The following is a 21,946-nucleotide window of genomic DNA, read 5'->3' on the forward strand; positions in this document are numbered from 1 at the left end:
ATCTGAATTTCTTGTGCCCAGAACAGGACTCGAACCTGCATGCCTCTCGACACACGCACCTGAAACGTGCGCGTCTACCAATTCCGCCACCTGGGCAAAATTTAGTTCCAACATTTCAAAGAAACATGAGCGGAAAACGAGACTCGAACTCGCGACCCTAACCTTGGCAAGGTTATGCTCTACCAACTGAGCTATTTCCGCAAATAACTTTAATGACTGTGAAGAGAAGGAGACTCGAACTCCCACGACATAACTGTCACTACCCCCTCAAAGTAGCGCGTCTACCAATTCCGCCACCTCTCCAGAATTTTAAAGTTAAAATCTTTGTGCCCAGAACAGGACTCGAACCTGCATGCCTCTCGACACACGCACCTGAAACGTGCGCGTCTACCAATTCCGCCACCTGGGCAAAGATTATATTTCCAACATTTCAAAGAAACATGAGCGGAAAACGAGACTCGAACTCGCGACCCTAACCTTGGCAAGGTTATGCTCTACCAACTGAGCTATTTCCGCATTTTTTCGTTTTCGGTTGCAAAGGTAGGGATTTTCCGTAATTCTGCAAACATTCTGCATCTTTTTTTCACAAGAATCTGCACACTTTGTTTCCGCAAACAAACAATTGTTTTGATTATCAACTCATTCGGTCCCGATAGTCTTCATAAGAAAATTGCTTGTATATTTCCGCTTTCCCTTCTTTTGTCCACAAAGCGATGGCGGGATGATGGATTCCGTTAAACATATTTGTCTTGACCATAGTATAGTGAATCATATCTTCGAACACAATCCGTTCTCCGATCTGCAACTCATGATCGAAACTCCATAATCCCATATAATCACCACTCAAACAAGAATTACCTCCCAAACGATAAATAAATTCTCCTTCATTCCCCGTCTCCGCACCACGAACGGCAGGCTGATAAGGCATTTCCAGACAATCGGGCATGTGGCAGGTGAAACTCACATTCAGAATAGCCGTCTTGATACCGCGACTCTCAACGATATCTACCACTTCCGAAGTCAGGACTCCTGTCTGCCATGTAAAAGCAGAACCGGGTTCAAGGATGATCTGCAAATGAGGATATCGTGCTTTCAGGTCTTGCAATAATTTAATCAGATGTTCTGTATCATAATCTTTTCGGGTCATCAGATGCCCGCCTCCCAGATTCAGCCATTTAATTTGCGGGAACCAGCGGGAGAATTTCTCTTCCAGATGCTGCAAAGTACGTTCCAGCTCGAAAGAAGAAGATTCGCAGTGACAATGACAATGGAAACCTTCGATTCCTTTGGGCAAGGTATCCGGTAATAAGTCGGCGGTCATTCCGAAACGGGTACCGGGTGCGCACGGATTATAAAGTTCTGTTTCTACTTCCGAATATTCGGGATTCACACGGATACCGCAGGAGATTCCGCTTCCTTCGGCCACTGTCATCGGATAGAAACGACGGAACTGTGCCATTGAATTAAAAGTGATGTGGCTGCTGCAACGCATGATTTCCGGAAAATCCTGTTCCGTATACGCAGGAGAATAAGTATGGGCTTTACTTCCAAATTCTTCCAATGCCAGACGCGCTTCATACACAGAACTTGCTGTGGAATGCTCCACGTATTCGCGGAATATCGGAAATGAACGCCACATGGCGAATGACTTGAAGGCGAGAATAATCTCTACTCCTGCCCTGTCGGCTACGCTTTTTATCAGACACAGGTTCTTTCGCAAGAGTTCTTCCTCCATAATATAGCAAGGAGAAGGAAATTGGGTGAAATCTATCATATATAAATTTATTATCTAAAATAACGCCTTACGGACGTGCCTGCAAAAATACAAATTCAAAAGCAAAGAGAGATTCTTTTATTTTTAATTAAGATATTGAGTTTCGAAAACTTTTTCTTATTTTTAGACCTTTATATTATAGATGTAGTTGTTTCATCCTAAATACCCGATTGATTATGAATAAAGATTTAAGAAAAGTGGTGATTCTCCTGGCGCATCCCAATATGAAGGAATCACAAGCAAACAAAGCACTGATTGATGCTGTGAGTGATATTGAAGGCGTAGCAGTATTCAATCTTTACGACCAGCAAGGCGCTTCTTTTGATGTTGACGAATGGAGCAAAATCATTTCCGATGCTTCCGCCCTCATTTATCAATTTCCCTTTCATTGGATGGCTGCGCCGTCATTGCTCAAAAAATGGCAGGACGAAGTATTCACCTTCCTTTCCAAGACTCCGGCAGTAGCCGGGAAACCATTGACAGTAGTAACCACCACAGGTTCCGAATATGAAGCATACCGTAGCGGAGGCAGAAACCGCTTCACAGTGGATGAGCTTTTACGTCCTTATCAGGTTAGTGCCATTCATTCGGGGATGTCGTGGCAAACGCCTGTTGTTGTTTACGGAATGGGAACCGCAGATGCGGGAAAGAACATCGCTGAGGGAGCCAACTTGTATAAGCAACGGGTAGAAATGCTGATCGGCAGCAGCAATGCAGGAAATAACTGGTGAATTATCTCCTATACCTTATTTCGATTAGCTATTAGCAAAAACAAATTAGCTATTAGCTAATCGAAATATGCTAATAGCTAATTTATTTCTTCAAGGCTTCTTCACCATCATCTTCTTTTTATTCAAAGTCAGTACCGGCAAGAAAATAAACACGCCGATCACGGACATTACCAATCCACCGATAGTACCTGCAGCCAAAGGAAACCAGAAACCTTCTTTCTCTGCTCCCACCATAAAGGGGATAAAGCCAAGGATGGTAGAAACAACCGTCAGAAAAATGGGGATCACTTTCGTATTCCATGCCTTCACGTAAGCACGAAGAGAAGAAAGGCAGGGAAAGCGTTTTCGAATCGCATTGTACTCATTTAAAATATAAATACTGGCATTCACTGTGATACCGCAGAGCAGAATGAACGAAGCGAAACCACCTTGGTCAAAGTTCAACTTGAACCAGTAGAACGTCAGAAACACACCGATATAAGAGATCGGAATGACAAAGATGATCGCTAACGGCTGTTTCAACGAATTGAACAGAATGCTTGTAATAAAGAAAATGATAGCAATCACAATCAGGAGCAAGCGATACTGTTTGTTGGCACCTCCACCCCATGACCAGTTATTACTTTCCGCTTCCGCCTTATATCCCATCGGAAGAAGTTCATTAAACTCTTCCAGGTCTTTTTTCAGCAACTTATTTCCCTGTTCCGACGCACCGATATACTCATATTGCAGGCATAAGCGGTATTGTTGATTCTCCTTCGCCACTTCCTGCGGCATCTGTCCCTTCTCTACCTTAGCCAGTTCCGCCAGTTTATACTCTTTATCGCCTACACGGAAAGGATAATACTGCATGGCCCATATATCCCGCTGATCCGACTGGCGGGAAGAGAGTTTGATTTTTTCCGTTCCATCTTCGGTAACAACGGAACCGATTTCCTGATTCCGCCCATATATGGGACGAATAGCAGCAAACAGTTCTCCGGCTCCGATCCCCGCTCCGATCATCCGTTGTTTATCCAGCTCAAAATAAAACTCCTGATAATCATCCTTCCACCACGAGAAATTGGAACCGACCGTAACTTCCCTGATACGGCGATGAGACAATAAGACCTCTTTCAGTTTTGTAGCCCAGTTATAAAGTTCATCATAATTATATCCGTACATTTTCACCCGGAATGATCCCGCGTTCTCGCGTACACTATTACTGAATCCCTGATCCTGTAATCCATAGATACTCCAATCTCCTCCCCCCAACTGGAGAGCTTTACTGATCATGTTAGCTTTCAGCGTATATGGGAACCCGCTTTTCTGATTTTCCTTTGTGAAACGAATGCTGATAGATGCCCTGCGGGCGCTTTCTACCGATGTCTGAAACTGCTTGATCTCCTTGAACTCGCTCAGATAAGTTTCCATTCGCTTGATCAGTGTATTCATCTGTTCAAGCGTACTGCCGTTCGGTAAATTGGCGTTGGCATAAAGCACCACCTCCTCATTCCGGGTAAAGTAGCTCCCTTCATACACCTTTTGCACAAACAGCCTCAGACTTCCTCCCAACGCTTTATCCACTATCGGTTTCACCTTTTCCTTATAGGTAGGAGTCCCCAGTGTCTTATTATAAATCTCTGCCCATTTGCCATCCCCATCCATCTTTTCCGGCAACAGAAAGACCGGTAATCCGAATGCCAGCAACAGCAACAGACAAACCGCTACTCTCCAGCGGCAAAGCCTCTGTATCAGCCACCTGTAGAAATGACTGAAATAGACCGGCCCCCTTCGCATCTTCGAACGCAGCCATCCTAAGAAACGGGTATTCCCCATTTTCCATTTTCTCTTCACTCCGGTCAGAGAAGACTTCCTGCGTCGTTTCAACCCGATTTTATCAATCAAAGAAGGTACAAAGAACAGAGCAACCAATAATGAAACTCCCAGATTAATCATCACCACTGCGGCAAAATCCTGCAGATTCAGACGAATCCTCTCGTCCAGAAAGAAGATGATGACCAACGCTCCCATTGTTGTCAGTGTAGCCGCCAATACAGACATGAACGCCTTCCGGTTTTTACATCGAAGATAATGATCACTCATCACAATCGTATTATCAATCACCAGGTTCAGTGAAACCGTGATACCCGCCAAAGAATATAACTGCATTTCCAGTCCGAAGACATAGTAAAAGATAACGGCTATTGCCATATTCACGGTCAGACTGGTGACAATCAAAAACAGATATTTGGGGCTGAAAGTAATCAGCAGTACAAACAAGAGCAGGATAGCCACCGTCACTCCCGTACGCAAATAAATCTTGTTCAGCTCGTCATGTATAAACTCTGTAGTATCATAACTGGTATGAATCTCGTATCCCGCCGGAAGCGACAGTCTGATATCATCCATACACGCCTGTACTTTTTTGCTCAGTTCCAGCTGATTAGCCGCCTCTTCAGCGACAACAGACAGATAAATCGAATTCAGCCCATTGATCCGGTAATAGCTCTGAGGCTGCTCTTCCATACGGACGACCTTCACCAGTTCGTCCAAGCGGATGATTCTCCCATCCTTCACTTTCACCTGTATCTGCCCGGCGTCAAACTCCCGGTTATCATGTTCGGGCATCAGCACCAACCGAATCCATTCCTTGCCCGAAGCCGCCTGTTCCACATCATAAGTCCCCAGAAACTCTTTCTGATAATGCAGACCGACTGCCTGACTAATTTCATCCGTACTCACCCCCAACGCACGCAACTGCTCATAATCATACTCCAGACGCCATTCCATCGGTGTGGCTCCGCTGACGTTTATCTTATAGATTCCTGGAAGCTGCGCAAGGCGTGTCTTTATATGTTCCTCCGCATACTTCTGAATCAGACTGGGAGTGGCAGGCGCATTAATCGTGAATGCGATAAAAGGTCCCTGACTTTTCTGCTCCGGACTTGCCATCTGAATGTACGGGTAACTAACTCCCGCCGGCAATTCCGGCCAAGTCTGACGAATGATGGTCGAAGCCTCAAAACGTGCGACAGCCGCATCTGCATGCTTGTCCAGACTCACATTTATACTTCCCCAGCCATTGCCGGAAGTCGAAGATATGCTTTGTATTCCCTTGACACGGGCAAGCATCGCCTCCAGTTTGCTGGTAGCCGTCATCTCCACGACACGCGCCGAAGTCCCTCCCATGCCGAACCATACAGAAAATCCGGGTAAGGTCCGTGACGGATTCAGCTTCACCGGCAGCAACGGAACAAGTGCCAGCCCGACCAACGCCACGCTGATAAAAGCGACAATGAGCGTAAAAGCGGAAGCCTTTGATGACTTCTTTATTGGAGAATTTATTTTTTCCACTATCAATTATTATATAATTTAACTCTCATAAGCTGTACACCCCGCATGGCTTGGGGGTGACTAAAAAGTCGGTCTCAATTTCTGTTAGTACTGATTTATCAATCAAAATCTAACTTCGATTCCTCACTGTTATCTGATCAGTCTTCCTCCATTAAAGTCGAAACGATCCGAAAGAGAAAGCTTCGTAGCAAAATCGAATAAAGTCAGACGACGTATTTTATAATAATTCAGCCAGTAGTTCTGCAAGGCAGAAATGTAGTTGCGCTGCGCCTCCTGCTGCCTGTTGAGCGAAAGCGTCAGACTATTAATATCCGCTTTACCGATAATAAAACGTTGCCTTGTCTCATTATAAGCCAGTATCGCCAGGTCCAGCGCTTCTTCCGCACTGGCAATCAACTGCTGCTGGATATTAAAATCACTCACCGTCATGATGACTTCCTCCTCAATACTGATCTCATCCTGACGTGCCGAAATCTTCACTACATTCAGATTATTCCGTGCCATGTTGTATTTGCCCTTACGAACGCCCCAGTCCAGCAGCGGAATCGATACGCTGACCGCTACCAAGTCCTGCTGCATCGGTTTATGATACACATCTCCGAAGCTTTCCGCCACCTGGTTGAAACCGATACTGGCATTCACGCTGGCATTGAAACGGGATTCCTTCTTTGTTCTGTCCACATTCCGCTCCGCTTCCAGTACATTCTGCTTCAGTTCCAGCAACTGCGGATTATTGCTCCTTCCCCATCTCAAAGCCTCATCCACCGGAATCTCCATCATACTTGGGCGTGAAGGAAGCTCCAGTTCGATCTGGGTATTCTTATCCAGATTCAGAAAAGATGCCAGTGAGAACATTGCCCGTTTCAAGGCGCTTGCCCTATTCTGCAATGTATTCTGTGCATTCACTTTATCCAGCTTTAAAGTCAACAGGTCCGCCTGTGAAATAGCGGCGATCCGGTGCCGTTGCTGTCCGATGCGGTACAAAGTATCCGTAGATGCGAGGTTTTCCTTTGCCAGTTTGTATTCCGCCTGCGCCATCGCCAGCGAAAAGAAATAATTCGTCGCCGTTTCCGAAACCTTTTCCACATTATAAAGAAATTCCTTTTTCACACGCTCGTATTTCAGCGGTTCGATCTTCCGGTCCCATTTGAAAGGATTATACCCGACCAGGCTCTGCGAATAACCGAGCCGTATCGGGACGCTGGTAAACTGCGTCGCACTATTATCCCCGAAATTACGCATATAGGCAAGGTTCGACTCCAGATAGAACGTACCTCCGGTCAGGTCCAGATTTTGACGGACACTTAATCCTCCATAGGCATAATATGACTGTTGCGTACGGTAGACATCCAGGTCCTGTCCCGAATCATAACGTTTCGTGATATCCCGGTTATATTGTGCCGGGGTAAGGTCCATTGTCAGACTCGGCAAACGGTTTGCCCGGTACGTCCGGTATTCCCAATAACCGGACAGATACATATTTTGTGTGCGGAATGACTCCAGCGAACTGTCGTTAGCTAAAGCGATAGTCTGGTTCAAGTCCAGCACCAGACGTTTCTGGGCATATACTGAAGAGAAACATATCCCCGATGCTGCCATCAATACAAAAAGAACGGATGATTTCTTCATAATTCAACATGTTTTTCATTTGGTTTGTGATTCCCGCTTTTTCCCCGATAGATAAACCAGTAAAGCAGCGGTATGATAAAGAGGCTGACCGCCGTACCGATGGACATCGTGCCTATCATGGCGATAGACAACGGCTTTTGCAGTTCCGATCCCATATCCGAGGAGAACAGCAACGGCACCATGGCAAAGATGGTCGTCAGCGAAGTCATGATAATCGGACGCAGACGCCTGCGGCCTGCTTCGTGAATAGCTTCCAGCAAAGGAACGCCTGCCTTGCGCAGTTCATTGATCGCATCCAGTTTCAGAATAGAGTCATTGATTACAATACCACAGGTCACAATCAGACCGATGGCAGACATCAGATTCAGCGTATGCCCGCATATCCAAAGCAAGAGTAAGGCAAATGCCACATCAATCGGGATTTCCGCCAGTACCAGCAACGGCTGCAGAAAACTCTCGAACTGTGCGGCAAGAATGAAATACATCAGCAGCAGTGAGATCAACAGAATCACGACCAGTTCATCCAGCATCTCCTTGTTGGAGAAGATACTGCCGGAGAAGCCCGTATCCCAGTCCCCTGTTTCCTCCGCCACCTGTTTCACTTCACGCATCAGCCGGTTCGCATCCTGCACGCCGTAAAAGTCGAACGGGACATACTCGCCATTACGTCCGGAAGTAATACTTTTCAAGTCTTCGGCGGGAGCTACGTTGATCAATTCCCGAAGCGGGATAAAATCGACATTCCCACGGTTGTCCGGTTGCGTCTGCACCAGTGTTTCCTGCAACACCTCGTTCACAGTCTTTTCATCCCCGGCAATGTTGATCGGCAAATATTGCTGATAAGAGTGCAGCATCGTCACACTGTTTTCCCGGAAAGCCGTTTTCAGTACCCGATACAGTTCGTTGTAGGAAACACGGTAGAGCAAGAGTTTCTCTTTACTGATACTCAGATTCAACTGGTTTTCGAAGGCGATACCTGTCGGATTGATTCCGGTTTTTCGTCCCAGTTCCTGTTCCATGCTGCGGATTGCTTCCGCTTTGGGGGCTTCCGCTTTATTACGGGTGTAAAATTCCGCCACCACATCCGGTTCACCCGTCACAAAGAGTTTCTCAAAGACCGTTTCCGGCGGAGAGAAAGAGATGACAGAGAGTGGATAACGTTCCTTCAGTTTCCGGTATACCGTCTGTTCCAAAGGAGCAATAGCGTCGGAAGTCTCCGTACGGAAATAAAGTTCCGCTTCGGAAGAAGACAGTTCCCGTTCCCGATTGAGGATGAAGTCCTGTCTACCGATAGAGGCTGTTTGCTCCAGTACTTCATCTTTCAGTTCCTTGAAAAGTTCATCCACCCGTCGTTTGTTTTCATCCACATGGATATTCTCATTCCATTCTATCCGGGCGATCAGTTCATTCTCCTCGATATCGGGCATCCGTTCTTTGTCTATAAAGAAAAAGAAGAATATGCAAAGCGGAATGGAAATCACACAGAACAGTACACTGAACGTTTTATGGCGGAATACCCAGTCGACACCCGCATCATAGAATCGGTCTAGCGTGTGGTCCTTGATCGGGTTATTAATTTTGAAAGAAAGCCACTTCCATTTCCGGGTGCGGACACCTGTCCGGTAAACCAGCAGATAAAGTACGGGAAGCAGCATGATACCGGTGAGATAAGACACCATTAGTCCTACAGTGACAGAAAAAGCCTGATCAAAGAAAATAGCGCCTGCAATACCGCTCATAAAAATCAGCGGGGCAAAGACAGCAATAGTCGTCAGAGAAGAGCTCAGCATGGGGGTGACCACTTCACTGGTTCCCGTCACACAGGCACGGCGCAAGGAGTATCCCCGTTCACGGTATTGCGATATATTCTCAGTCACAATAATCGAACTGTCAATCATCATTCCCAATGCCAGGATCAATCCGGCAAGAGAAATGATATTGAGAGACATATTGCAAAGGTAGAAAAAGACAAAGCTGATCACGATGGACACCACCATACTGAGTCCGATAACCAAAGGAGACTTTACATCTCCCAGAAACAGAACCGCTACCAGACAAATAAAGAGAAAGCCCAGGGAGAGATTCTGTTGCAGATTAGAGATGGTGTAGTCCAGCAGTTCCGTCTGATTACGGCTGATGCTGAAATCGATCTCCGGGTATACTAACTGAAAATAGGTCATCGTGCCTACCAGCGCCTGCTTCATCTTATCCATGTTCTCATCCGCCTGTTTGATGACGGCAAGGCTCACCGCCCGTTTGCCATTGGACAGGGATACTCCTTTTTCCTTTACAGGTACGACGCTTACTTTGCAGAAGTCTTTTAACTGTACGATGCGGTCGCCCTTACGCAGATAGATATTTTCCACATCCTCCGCCGTACGCAGCAATGTCGAGAATTTAATATTATATTCATAATACCCGTCTCGCACTGTCATGCTGCCCGGTTCCACATTATTAGAAGATAAAGCCGATTCGATATCTCCAATGGAGAGTCCCATCATGGCGAGCTTGTCCTTGTCGGGCACAATTTGTACCTGTCGTTCCAAAATTCCGGTCACGTCCACCATGGCAACTTCTTCAAGCTGCTCTATCCTGCGCTTGATGACAGACTCGGCAAACTCACACAATTCAAGGAAGGATTGTTGTTCCGTAGCTCCGTAAGCACTGTCATTCTTCAGTGTCAGATTCAGATAGAATACGGGAATATCCGTTGCACTCGCTTTGATTACCTTCGGGCGTTCCGCTTCTTTCGGAAGATAGTTCATGGCGGCATCTATCTTCTCATTTACCTCGATAAAGGCAAGGTCCGTATTCGTTCCATATTCAAATGACAAGCGGATAATGCCCGCCCCGTCTCTCGATTCACTATGAATATCCTTCAGGGTAGAGACCTGAATCAGCTGCCCCCGCAAAGGTTTGACAATCGTGTTTTCCAATTCCCGGGCAGAGGTATTGGCAGACGCCACCTGTACCGTAATCTCAGGAATAGCGATATTGGGAAGCAGCGATATAGGTAGCGTAGAGTACGTCACCAGTCCGATGATGAAACAGGCGGTAAAGGCCATCAATACGGCAATAGGGCGCTGAATTAAGAATTTTATCATAGATTCATTATTTAATTCTTAATTCTTCATTTAACATAGACTTCCGCCTCATGCGCCAGATTCAGATTTCCGGTGACAATCACCGTATCTCCTTCCAGCAGACCATCCTCAATGCCTTTCTGCGACTTGTCGGAGACGACACATTCTGTCGCATTCTCCAGTCCCGTATTCACATAATTCCACATTGCCTTGCCGTCTTTCAGGGTAAATACCACTTGTTTGCCGGAACGCAATACAACGGCACTCTTCGGAATAACCAGCCGCTCTCCCAGCGAACGGCGGACACTTACCCTTACATTCATTCCGCTGAACAGTTTTCCTCCCGCATTTACCAATGCTTTCACTTTCACCATGCCGTTGGCATCTACCAATGGATTTATTTCTGACACACTGCCTTCAAACGCATCTCCTCCGGCATAAGGAGTAATTACCACTTTATCTCCCATCCTGATAAAAGCGAGCTCATTTTCCAGCACTGTGAAATCAGCTTCCATTCCTTTGGAATCGATAATAGTACAGAATGCTTCAGCAGTATTTGCCGGATTATAAGGCTTCGAAAATAAATTGGCTACCACACCGTCAAAAGGAGCAATCAACGTAGCATGCTCCATCTCTCTTTTCGCCAGTTCATACTGGGATTTCGACTGTTCATACCCGCTTTTTACTTTGGCGATTTTCATTGTTTCGGCAGGGACTTTACTAAAGTCGTCAGAAGAATATCCCTGCCCGATCAGTACGTCTTTCAATTCCAGTTCGGCTTTCAGCAAAGCATCTTCCGACTGGGATAACTTCTGTTCCAGACGGAATTTATCCAGATCAGCCAGCTTCTGCCCTTTCTGTACACGGTCGCCATTCTTCACATAGATATGAGCGATGACTTCACCGGTTTCAAAACGCAGATCGGCTTTGCCACGGGCACTGATTTTGCCGTTACTCATCAGTTCGTGATGAAAATCACGCTTCTTTAATATCTGAACAGCTACTTCATTCTTCGTATCCGGAAGGACTGTGGAGACACCTTTCTCTGATTCATCTGCAGTATTCTTCTTGTCGGAACAAGAGAGCGTCATCATACATGCAAGGCACAATAAAATCCATGTAGAATTATTTTTCATCGTATTTATTGGTTTGTTTATTCTAATTATCTCACATATAATTTCTTGTATACTGTATGTAAGTTTGTATCATGTTTGCCAAATTTAGACAAAAATATCTAATAATCAAGTTTGTACAGTCATTTTTTTCTTCACCCATTTATTTTAGCAGTTTCACTTCTTCTCTCATCTCCCTTATTGCAGTCGATTGTACCTTTGGTTCCTTCGTCAATACAATCTGAACCGCCTGTTTTAATTTCTCCGGATGTCGATATTCCGGTTCCGCATAAAGCTTTGCCAACAAGTAATATGGATAAATTCTTCCCGGAAGCCGATGAGTAGATCGTATGAAATACTCTTCAGCCTTTTCATATTTTCCTATAGCCTGATAATTCTTTCCTATTATGTTCAAAATCATAGGATCGCAACTATGTGCCATTGCCTCTTTCAAAATTGCTGTAGAACTATTATATTCTTTCAACTTATGTAAAGAATGTCCATATTCAAACAAAAATGCTCCCCTATCATTCAATTCCGGATAAATTTTCTCATACCCTTCTTTGGCTAAACGAAATGCGCCTATATTATAGTGCATTTTATACCTAAACCATTCTTCACAAGCATTATACTGATTATATTTCCAATAGTAACTTCCCAATAAAGCAATCATTATAATAAAGAACAATATTTGTAACCGTGAAGAACCCACTACACAAGCAGCCAATAAAAAATAGAATGCTATAGCAAATCCGGGTATTTGCATTGGATAAGATGAAAATGCAAATACTAAAACAGAAATCAAACCAGCACATGCACTTAGTCTTTTCTCTGTTATTCCTATCCAAAGGCAAAAAACAATAATCAATAACACAACCAATAGAAATAAGACTCCATATTCTACAGCTATTTGCAGATATTCATTAAAAGCGTATTCAGGACTTCCAGCTACTAATTCTTCTGTAGATGTAAACTCTTTTTGGGAGAAATATTTTTCCTGAGCCATTCCATAAGCCGATGCAAAGTTTCCAGTACCATGTCCAAGGAAAGGTTTTTCCACAATAGCCATAACACTCACTTTCCAAATTAACAGACGTCCATTAGCCGAATCTACTTTTAATTGAAAAAGAGAATAACCAACTATTATCAATACCATTCCCCCGGCAATAATAGCCGGAAATACTCTTTTCTTATATTTTCGGCCTATCTTCCTTAAACTAGTTCCCCATGAACGGTATGTAGCATATACCCATATCCCAGAAATTGCAACAGCCATCCATGCCGAACGGCTCATACCTGCCGGTAAAACACAAAGAATTAACAGCAAGACTCCTAAAGCCACACAATATTTACTTTGCTCGATCCAAGTACGTTTCTTCACCTTTTTTAGATTCAACCATTCACTCAAACAAATAGGAAATACCATTGCTAAGTATCCGGAATAAGGCCCCGGATTGTAGAAAGAACCTGTAAGCGCATATAATGAATGATTAGAAACAGCTAAACCGTATATCTGCCTTAATCCCCAAACAGCTTCAACCCCACCTAATATAATAAGAGACCAAACGACTGATAAATAAAAAGTATTTCCCTTTTTATCTAAACATAAAGAAATAAGACTACATATTACAAATACAATAGTCACACGCCCCAAATATAGCTTCTGATATGCCATATCTCCAACCGCAATAGTATAAGATGAAACAGTCACAACACTTAAAAGCGCAATGACTCCAAACAGCATTAATAAATGAACGATATATTTATTCTGTAATAACATCTTCTATCATCTCCCATCTTTATTTGATCTTCATTAAAATCCGTTCCCAACGTATCTGATCGGTATATTTTTCTTTTGAGTTCCAAATACGGGTAGCTTTACCTACAATATATTCTTCCGACAACATTCCCCAATAACGGGAATCTTGTGAATTCGCCAAATTATCACCAGATACAAAATAATAGTTCTTTTCAAAACGGTATTGATGAATAAGGCTATCACCAATAAGCACCTATCCTTCTTTTAGTTCTATTTTTTCTTTTGTTCCCATGCGATCAGTTGTCTATATAAAAAATATAAGATTAATTGAATCTAATCCCTCTATTATCTCCTTCTAGCTAATAATTGTAATCCACAAATATGTACCACATTACATCGGCATAATTCAATATAGAGTAGGTAAATCATTCTCTTGTATAATTTGTCCTCAAAGCCATATATCGAAACGGCAGGTTCGAAGCTCGTTATCAGGTTTTTATGATACCTAAAGTCCCTTCCACTAGAACAGAGGACGGGTCTGTAACTTGTATCCCTATGCCATTTCTCAATTTTTTATTAAAGCAGAACGACTGTACAAATCAACTCTCTTCCTATACAATATTTTGACGTTTACTCAAGAATGGCACATTTCTTTAAAATCAAAGGGACGTTGTTTTGAAGAAACGTGCCATTTTTGAGTCTATGTCAGTACAATTCAATGTTAATAAATCGTAAAATCACCTCCATCATTTCGAAAAGAATGTAAACTAATCATCAATAGAAAGACATTTCTTAATAAAGTCATCTAATTGTTTTTTATCTTGTGATATTTCGAATATACACGCATCTCTTATTCGACAATTATTATCAACAATTATCATAACAGGAGTCGGTATATACCTCAATTCTTTTCTTATTAAATCATTCTTGTCTTTATAAATAAACCCTCTATATGAATTCCTTTTTTGAGTAGACGTAACTTCATGAAACATACTTACAATTACTTTTACATATTCTCTTTTTTTACTATTATCAATGAGGTTTACTATTTCAAAGCCTTTATCTATGCATGTCTCACAGTCATAATAATTAAAAATATATACAATTACACACTTTTCAGTCTCCCCCACTACAGAATCCAAAGAAAGAATTTGCCTTCCTTTCAGCCTATCAACATCCTGATTCAACAAAGATGAAATATTTTGCTCTACCATTTTATTTTTTTTATTGCTATTACAATTAGGAAACAAACAAAGAAAAAAACTAAAAAGGCATATTAATCTTATATATTTCCATAGCACACTGCTCATAATTCATTGCATAAATATAATTTTCATTAGCACAAATCGTATTATATATTTTACCAGGCAAACGACAAACATAAGATGGGGTTAAAGCCGAGTCTAGAACAAGAATAGTATTTACTTCATATCCTTTTTCCCAAGTAGCACACAACAAATATAATTTATCTTTATTCCAATAAGCATCGCATAAATATGTAAAAAAGCTTCTAGAAGATATATTTTTCTGCTTTATATAAGATAGATTATTTTTAATAATATTAATATCTGAGAGATCACATGAAGCAAGTAGTCTATTTTCATGCAAATCATATTTTTCTATTACAGGATAACTTGGACATATAGCATACAAACAATCTTCACCTTTTACTAGATGGCGTTGATTACGTAATATATTCATATCTGTATGTTCAGTTATAGAAAATACCTCCCCACAAAATTGTATGTCGCCACTATTTATACGGTCCCAATTTCTTTCAGTCTTAACATAACATGAACTATCAGTCATTGTTGTTGCATAAATAGTGTCATTTTCTATAAAGAAACGAAATTCATTACATGTTGGAACCGATACTGATTCTATGAATCCCTTCCCATCATAAAATTTCAAAGCCATTGAACCAGCATCTAAGATGCCAATAGTATCCTTCTGTACATAAAATCCTGTTGGCGATACCACTTCTTTAGGGCCTTCTCCAAATTTGCCAACAGTATAGAAAGTATCTTTATCAATATCCAGAATAGCGACATCAGCCCTTGACGGATCAAACATATAAAGTTTACCATCCTCAAAATATAAGCATGAAATACTCTTAAAAAAAGTTGAATCAGGATAAGTTCTAAAAGAGGAAAATAGAGAACATTCAAGTTCCATTAAGTTTCTTTCCTCTTTGCAACTCATGATATTAAACACAAATAAAAGAGTACAAATACACAATATAATCAGCCTCATTTTTCTATTTATTTAGCAATATGTTTTCAATCCGTCACATTCAACCCATCGCTTCTCTTTTATTATGATAGTGCCACTCTTATCAATCCCTCGATGACATTTTTCAGTCCCCGTACACTTAACTTCACCGTCTCTTTGGCCCGACGAATTTATACAGTCATAACTAATAGAGCATGTAGCTGTTCCGGTCTCAGGAGTTCCCAAAGCTTCAATATTAACTATATCCATTAAACTAAAAAGAGAATTAGTCGAGCTTTTGCTACAATAAGCCCATGAATACACACTAAAAACAGCAACACAAATAGCTAGCAATACATTTACTTTTTTCATAACACTAATTTTTAAATAATAACTATAATATAAATACATATTTTTCAATAAAAAAACAGGATTCAATAAACTTTTCATCCAATCAATACGATTGAAAAAACAACAAAATAGGAAAATTCTTATAAGCCTCTCTGACATTTCATCAGAGTGACACAATATTAGCATATTCTATTTTCCATAATTTATTATATTTCCATCCATTATTTATTTCTAAATCTTAGCCAATTCTCTTCATTATCCTTTTCCAACGCACATTCTCTGTATACCTTTCTTTTGAATACCAAACCCAGGTAGCTTTACCTACAATATATTCTTCTGGCAACATGCCCCAATATCTGGAATCCTGCGAATTAGCCATATTATCCCCCGATACAAAATAATAGTTCTTTTTAAAGCAATACTGATGAATAAGACTATCACCAATAAACACCTGTCCTTGTTTTAGTTCTATTTTTTTCTTTTGCTCCCATGCGATCAGTTGTCTGTATAAAAGATAAGTAGTATGGTTCATTATTACAATCTGATCCTTTTGTGGGATAGGCAATGGCCCGAACTCTCGAATATTCCATCCTAGCCTTTGATCATAAGGAAATGTTCCTACTACGATTCCTTGTTTTTCCGGTTGCTGTAGTCCGGCAAGATATTGCTGAGCTTCATAATTTCCCAACTGTTCGCGACATCCACGCACTTTATAAAATCCTCCTCTGATTTCCAATGTATCCCCAGGCAAAGCTATACAACGTTTCACATAATACTGCATTACGTTCATCCGGATGCTATCCCACCGATTCATCTGATAAGGAAAATTAAAAACCAGTACATCATTTCTTTTAAAATGCCCCAATCCCGGCATCCGGTAAATAGTAACATCTTTGTTATCCAAAGCAGCAAACACATTAAACAATCTGGCTCCTTTTATCATTTTATTAACCAATATTCTATCTCCATCTTTTAATGCAGGTCCCATAGAATCTGATGGAATTTTAAACGATGTGAAACAGAATAACTGTACCAAGAACAAAATTACTATCATGCAGAATATCATGAATATTGAATTCTCTATTATTGCTAGAAATTTCTTCACTTTATTCATATGCATCTTTTAGTTGAATCAATTTATGATAAGCCATCAATCCCAGCACACATTTCACACGTTTGTCATTTGCATCTAATAACTCAATAGAAGGAAGAACTTCACCTTTCATCTTTTCTTCCAGATAATTTGCCCACAAACACAAATGACTCCAATGCAATTCAGCATAACTGAAATCTTGTTCTGCCTCCACAATAGCAACCATCATCATCAACATATTTGCAGCAGCCTCTTCAGCACAATTATCCACTTTTATTTGTTTGCTTGCAACCGGATATAATCCAATATCGTAAGGCGGATATTTTCTTTTCCAATGTTTATCTTCACAATATTCAAATATTGGATTTAATAAACTTTTCATCCAATCAACACGATTAAAAAATAACAAAGCAGGAAAATTCCTATAAGCATCTCTAACATTACCCAAAGTATCTCCGAAGCAGAATGACTTATTATCCGAAGATAACACAAACCTATGGGAAGAAATAAAATTACGATATGAAGGAAGAATCTGTTCTGCAAATGTCTTATCACCCACTTGAAATGCTTTATTATTCCACAGATTATCCAAATTATTACATTCTTCCTTAAGTTTCTGATACCTGTTTCCGACAGCCTTCATTAATTCTTTAACCTCTCCTTTTCCATTGTCATTCCAAAGAGGTTGTAAAAGCTCACCAACATAATGTATCCTCTGCCCTTCTCCGTATCCTATTAACAATATGCCTTTATTTCCATTTTCTGCACACAACTTTTGAGACAGAACAACATGACTATCATCGCATGAAAACGATGTTCCATCCGCCGTCATACCTAAATTTAAACTATCAGACTTGACAAACCGCCACTCTTGTTCAACCCAACTATCAATCTTCCTCCTACCAAACATCCATTCCATATCCACATCGAACAAAATTTCCACTGTATGCTCCTTTTTATCTTCTGCATGAACTTGATAGGAAAGGAAACCGACAGGCCATCCTGTCATATTCCACTTCTCTGACAAAGAAGGTGAAACAAAATCAATCTGAAGTTCTACATCCCCACATTGAAATACATAATGAGTTTGAGTAGCTTGTACATCTATTTGCTTCAATAGGGCCATATCTGCTTCACTATAAGTTTTATTTTCAATATACAGACCAAAATCTAACAACGCAGGACCTCCTGTGTTACGTCCATAAGCTGCCAAAACATTTGTTCCATTACCAATATGAGCAATAGCTTCATCTGTTAAACGTCCACATTTCGTTTGATATGTTATTCCTTTTTCAAATAAAAAATCTCCATTCCAAAAAAGTTTTATCTGATCATCGCAAATATAACAGACGTAAATTTTATGCCCTTCCAAAGCATCTTTATTATCAATCTTAATATGCCTGCGGACATATATATTTTCCGCCCCCCAAGCGGTACGAATCTTAGAATTTCCTTTTACAGGTCCAAAAGCAGCATTTCCTTCTTCCCAAAAAGAATCATCATATTCCTTTTGCTCCCACCCTTTTCCAGGAAACAAATAAGAATATTTTCCTGACCAACTGACGCTGTCATTTGCAAGAGAAGCTATAGGGGATATACGTAAAGAGTCTCCTCCCATAAAACGATAGGTCCTACCATCTACCTGCAAAATCCCTGCCACTGGAAATATCCTTCCGGACTTCAATCGTAGATAATGTTTATTCAATGTATCTCCTGCCATTTTTATAGAAAATTCAGGTGTAATCGCCAATAACGTATGTTCATCAGGAACAATACCAATAGAAGGTATAGCCTCCTTCTCCAAATGGAAACAAGCAGATAACAAGAAAATAATTCCCAATAGAATGATTGTCCTCCACAGCACAACTAGTTTAATTTTAAGTCTTATTTCCATAGTTGCTCTCCTTTTTCATAAACAAAGACTCTCTCATCTACGCCGCGCGTATGGTTACGTAAGAACAAAAGTGCATTCTGGGGAATCCCTCTGTATACTAATGAATCAACTGTAGCTTTAACTCTTCCGGCGGATTTCCAATATCGGTCACAATAATACAACTCGTAGATATCACCAGGACGAATATAATTATCCCTGTTGCGCGGAGTATATACAATACGGTCTATCTGCACCTTTCTACCCAAATCAAGTCCTGCCCATCCCCCGGAAAATTTAAAATAATCAAAAGAAGTCCACGTTTTTCCATCAAACACATTTGTATATTCATGCGTCCCGTCATGTTGATAGCATCCGGGAGTTCCTATAATTTTCCCAGACAATGGAAGAGCATCATTTTTTTCATAAAATGCAACTTCAGCCACATTACATAATCCTCCGGGAGGACCTACATATCTGATATAACGATATTCTTTATTTGAAGAACTTCTTACTGTCGTATTCAAACGATCAGGTTTACACTGTATGATAAACAAGGTATCGCTTACTGCAAAATCCAGTTGGTTACTGCCTTCAAAAACACCCCCTATCATTCGGTCACGGAACATATTTTCTCCGTCTATATTACATTTAGCATACAATACCACATCTTGTGTATCTCCTTCGACAGAGAAATAATGCTGCTCATTCTTCTGTTTATCCACATAAAAAGGATCAGTCAAAAAGTTCAAAGTACCATTTTCATAAGTAGCCACCCTCATAAGCGTACCATTTCGAACATTTCGAAAAGCCAGATGCTGTGCGTCATATTCAGTCCAATCAATGGGTATCCAGTTATCTCTATTAGTAACACATAAATAAGCTATTCTCCCATTACTTTTATTCTTATAAAGTTTTTCCAATGGAATAACCAGTTCCTTTTCAAAAGAGTAAGCATATTCATAAGTAACATCCATAAATTTCGGTAAACTCCAAAATGGATATACCTTTTCATTATATTGCGCCATTCGCTCATATAATTCTTTGTTTATATCAAAAGCATATCTATACACTTTGGGACTATCATCCCAACGATACCACCAATTTTTGCGAACCATTCCCAAATTCTCCGGGAAATTAGCCATATATGTTTCGCCATATTTATTCCATGTTACCAACCAAAAATGCCCGGCATTAACATAGCTACGTACAGGAACAAAATCAATAGCACAAGGAATTCCCAAAGCCCGAAATAGATATACCGCAAAGTCAGTCACTTCACGACACGTTCCTGATAAGTATTGTACATACTCAGGTCCGATATGCCCAAAAGAATAAGGAGTCGTTGAAGTATAATAATGCCACTTATCAGGCAATTTATTTATTAAATAATTAGCAGCTACTACCGGATCTTCTATATCTAGCGAATCAGACATCTTTAATGAATCCAATAGTTGATTATATTTCTCATAATACATCTCACGCCAATAGCCTAAAGACTCATCACCAATACGATAAGGCAACAAATTTTCACAAAACATATCGAATGATATGTTCTTTCCCCAAGGTTGTTCACGCCAAACTTTAAAAGCCCATTCTATATTACTACATAAATAAGCTGAATCAATTTCCTGCAGATCATATTTTATGTCTAACTTTCCAATTGAACCAAACGTTTTTATTATGGAGTCCACCACTTCTTCAGGTGTTTTTCCATGACTGCCCTTCAGCCATGCATAATATTTTTTATATTCCTCTAATTCCTCTCCGTATGTATAAGAATAATATGGCATATTTTCTATCAAAAAGCATGCGGCCTTATATTTCAGGCTATCTGCCAAATTCTTTTGATAATAACAAAGCACTTTTTCAAGCTCCCTACGATTATTTTTTGCCACACGCAAAGCAAATTCCAAAGAAGATATAGACTCTTCCTTGAAATTTTCTTTATTTACGACTAACCATCCCAACCCTATTATCAATATTATCACAAGAATATATTGAACATTTCTCCAATACTTTGCCATATATTATGCGCTACTTATTTTGCATTACCACTGATCTTCAACCGAAAAGGCGCTTTTTCAGCATTACAATGTACTATGATAGTTTTATCAAAATGCTCGGGATGCTCTGCTTTATATTTTATTCTCAAAGTTAAATCTTTACCTTTTAGTACAGGTTGTTTTGAGTATTCGACAGTAGTACAACCACAAGAGGTTATTACATCATTAATCACTAACGGTACTTTTCCACAATTAGAAACGACAATCTCAACAGTCTGCTCTTCACGCCAGGAGAAATTTCCTATATCGACAGAATCTTTTGACAAAGATGCGATAGTCAAAGGTTGATTTATATTTGACGAGGGCATTACTTCACCAGAAATTACATTTAAATAAATTTCCTTTACCTTAGAGTTAAGAACAGGATTTCCTATTACTACTATTTTATCGTCCTTGTTAAGAAGAAATGTACAAAAATGTTCTTCATGCAAAAATTTATTCATCAGATTTAAAGAGTCCATTTCATCAATATATACAAAACGATCAAACCGTTCATTTCTTAAGTATTTAATCAATTTTGTTCTCTCTTTCGGATAAAAGACCATTAAAAAATTTACTCTATTAGGATAAATAGAATCTAGATATCCAACCATTTCTTTCCATTTTGGCAATTGTAATCTACAACTGGTACACCCTATTGTATCTACATAGCTCAAAATTGTATATGAAGATTGTTTTCTTGTGCACTGCGTTATAACCGTATCATTGACAAAAGAAGTAAGGCACATCTGACTAGGAAATTGAATGGTCTTTCCAATCCATACATTGACCAAACGAGCTATTCTATCTTGTTCTGATTCTTTACAAGATACAAATAATATAGCTATAAACAACAAAGACATTAAACGTATCATTTTTTCAACTCAAATTTGACTATTGCAAGACTATTATATTGTATTTTACATAGGTTTGAACCGTAGTATCAATTAAG

14 protein-coding genes, 5 tRNA genes and 1 pseudogene are annotated in these 21,946 nt (G+C 40.4%); 1 reads left to right on the top strand and 19 read right to left on the bottom strand.

All coding sequences use genetic code 11. The features are described from left to right. Positions 1-14: 14 nt before the first annotated feature. From NBH01_RS04395 to nspC, 6 genes are all read right to left on the bottom strand, one after another. Positions 15-96, bottom strand: a tRNA-Leu gene (locus NBH01_RS04395). Between the two features lie 32 nt (positions 97-128). Next, positions 129-201: transfer RNA gene (locus NBH01_RS04400), tRNA-Gly, on the bottom strand. 18 nt (positions 202-219) lie between these two features. After that, positions 220-303, bottom strand: a tRNA-Leu gene (locus NBH01_RS04405). 24 nt (positions 304-327) lie between these two features. Further along, positions 328-409: transfer RNA gene (locus NBH01_RS04410), tRNA-Leu, on the bottom strand. A gap of 34 nt (positions 410-443) precedes the next feature. Next, positions 444-516 (bottom strand) — tRNA-Gly (locus NBH01_RS04415). A gap of 118 nt (positions 517-634) precedes the next feature. Beyond that, the gene (gene nspC / locus NBH01_RS04420) at positions 635-1,774 is read right to left on the bottom strand and encodes a carboxynorspermidine decarboxylase (RefSeq protein WP_195440899.1); all 1,140 of its coding nucleotides are present in this window, start codon (positions 1,772-1,774) and stop codon (positions 635-637) included. A 176-nt stretch (positions 1,775-1,950) separates the two neighbouring features. On the opposite strand from nspC, the gene NBH01_RS04425 reads away from it, so the two are divergent. Next, the gene (locus tag NBH01_RS04425) at positions 1,951-2,505 is read left to right on the top strand and encodes an NAD(P)H-dependent oxidoreductase (RefSeq protein ID WP_008761351.1); all 555 of its coding nucleotides are present in this window, start codon (positions 1,951-1,953) and stop codon (positions 2,503-2,505) included. 90 nt (positions 2,506-2,595) lie between these two features. Here the strand turns inward: NBH01_RS04425 and NBH01_RS04430 are convergent, their stop codons facing one another. The 13 genes and pseudogenes from NBH01_RS04430 to NBH01_RS04490 all read right to left on the bottom strand — a co-directional run bounded on the left by NBH01_RS04430 (position 2,596) and on the right by NBH01_RS04490 (position 21,869). Next, complete coding sequence (locus tag NBH01_RS04430; RefSeq protein WP_225679085.1) at positions 2,596-5,841, bottom strand: efflux RND transporter permease subunit; 3,246 nt, start codon at positions 5,839-5,841, stop codon at positions 2,596-2,598. 129 nt (positions 5,842-5,970) lie between these two features. Then, on the bottom strand, positions 5,971-7,470 hold the full coding sequence (locus tag NBH01_RS04435) for a TolC family protein (protein WP_072066782.1): 1,500 nt from the start codon (positions 7,468-7,470) through the stop codon (positions 5,971-5,973). Then, positions 7,467-10,574 carry an efflux RND transporter permease subunit gene (locus NBH01_RS04440; protein ID WP_074855500.1) on the bottom strand — a complete coding sequence of 1,036 codons (3,108 nt, stop codon included), beginning with the start codon at positions 10,572-10,574 and terminating at the stop codon, positions 7,467-7,469. Before NBH01_RS04440 ends, NBH01_RS04435 begins: the two co-directional genes overlap by 4 nt. A 26-nt stretch (positions 10,575-10,600) precedes the next feature. Further along, positions 10,601-11,689 carry an efflux RND transporter periplasmic adaptor subunit gene (locus NBH01_RS04445; protein ID WP_250700009.1) on the bottom strand — a complete coding sequence of 363 codons (1,089 nt, stop codon included), beginning with the start codon at positions 11,687-11,689 and terminating at the stop codon, positions 10,601-10,603. 139 nt (positions 11,690-11,828) lie between these two features. Beyond that, entirely contained in the window at positions 11,829-13,445 is a 1,617-nt protein-coding gene (locus NBH01_RS04450; RefSeq protein WP_074855494.1) for an O-antigen ligase family protein, read from the bottom strand. A 19-nt stretch (positions 13,446-13,464) separates the two neighbouring features. Beyond that, positions 13,465-13,742: pseudogene (locus NBH01_RS04455) on the bottom strand (S26 family signal peptidase); the annotation flags it as partial. 449 nt (positions 13,743-14,191) lie between these two features. Continuing rightward, positions 14,192-14,638 (bottom strand): hypothetical protein, encoded by a 447-nt coding sequence (locus NBH01_RS04460; protein WP_048693297.1) that lies wholly within the window; start codon positions 14,636-14,638, stop codon positions 14,192-14,194. A gap of 49 nt (positions 14,639-14,687) precedes the next feature. Further along, the gene (locus tag NBH01_RS04465; protein ID WP_161800178.1) at positions 14,688-15,626 is read right to left on the bottom strand and encodes a 6-bladed beta-propeller; all 939 of its coding nucleotides are present in this window, start codon (positions 15,624-15,626) and stop codon (positions 14,688-14,690) included. Positions 15,627-15,689: 63 nt separating this feature from the next. Continuing rightward, the gene (locus tag NBH01_RS04470; RefSeq protein ID WP_129654790.1) at positions 15,690-16,007 is read right to left on the bottom strand and encodes a hypothetical protein; all 318 of its coding nucleotides are present in this window, start codon (positions 16,005-16,007) and stop codon (positions 15,690-15,692) included. Positions 16,008-16,224: 217 nt separating this feature from the next. After that, positions 16,225-17,100 (bottom strand): signal peptidase I, encoded by an 876-nt coding sequence (gene lepB / locus NBH01_RS04475; RefSeq protein WP_048693306.1) that lies wholly within the window; start codon positions 17,098-17,100, stop codon positions 16,225-16,227. Then, positions 17,093-18,973 carry a DUF5127 domain-containing protein gene (locus NBH01_RS04480; protein ID WP_195591705.1) on the bottom strand — a complete coding sequence of 627 codons (1,881 nt, stop codon included), beginning with the start codon at positions 18,971-18,973 and terminating at the stop codon, positions 17,093-17,095. Before NBH01_RS04480 ends, lepB begins: the two co-directional genes overlap by 8 nt. Further along, positions 18,964-20,976 carry a transglutaminase domain-containing protein gene (locus tag NBH01_RS04485; RefSeq protein WP_234141054.1) on the bottom strand — a complete coding sequence of 671 codons (2,013 nt, stop codon included), beginning with the start codon at positions 20,974-20,976 and terminating at the stop codon, positions 18,964-18,966. The genes NBH01_RS04480 and NBH01_RS04485 overlap by 10 nt, the downstream gene beginning before the upstream one ends. Before the next feature lie 14 nt (positions 20,977-20,990). Continuing rightward, on the bottom strand, positions 20,991-21,869 hold the full coding sequence (locus NBH01_RS04490; RefSeq protein WP_048693313.1) for a DUF1573 domain-containing protein: 879 nt from the start codon (positions 21,867-21,869) through the stop codon (positions 20,991-20,993). Between the last annotated feature and the right edge of the window lie 77 nt (positions 21,870-21,946).

The sequence above is a fragment of the Bacteroides sp. B1-V-101 genome, assembly GCF_023656585.1.
GTDB lineage: Bacteria > Bacteroidota > Bacteroidia > Bacteroidales > Bacteroidaceae > Bacteroides > Bacteroides thetaiotaomicron.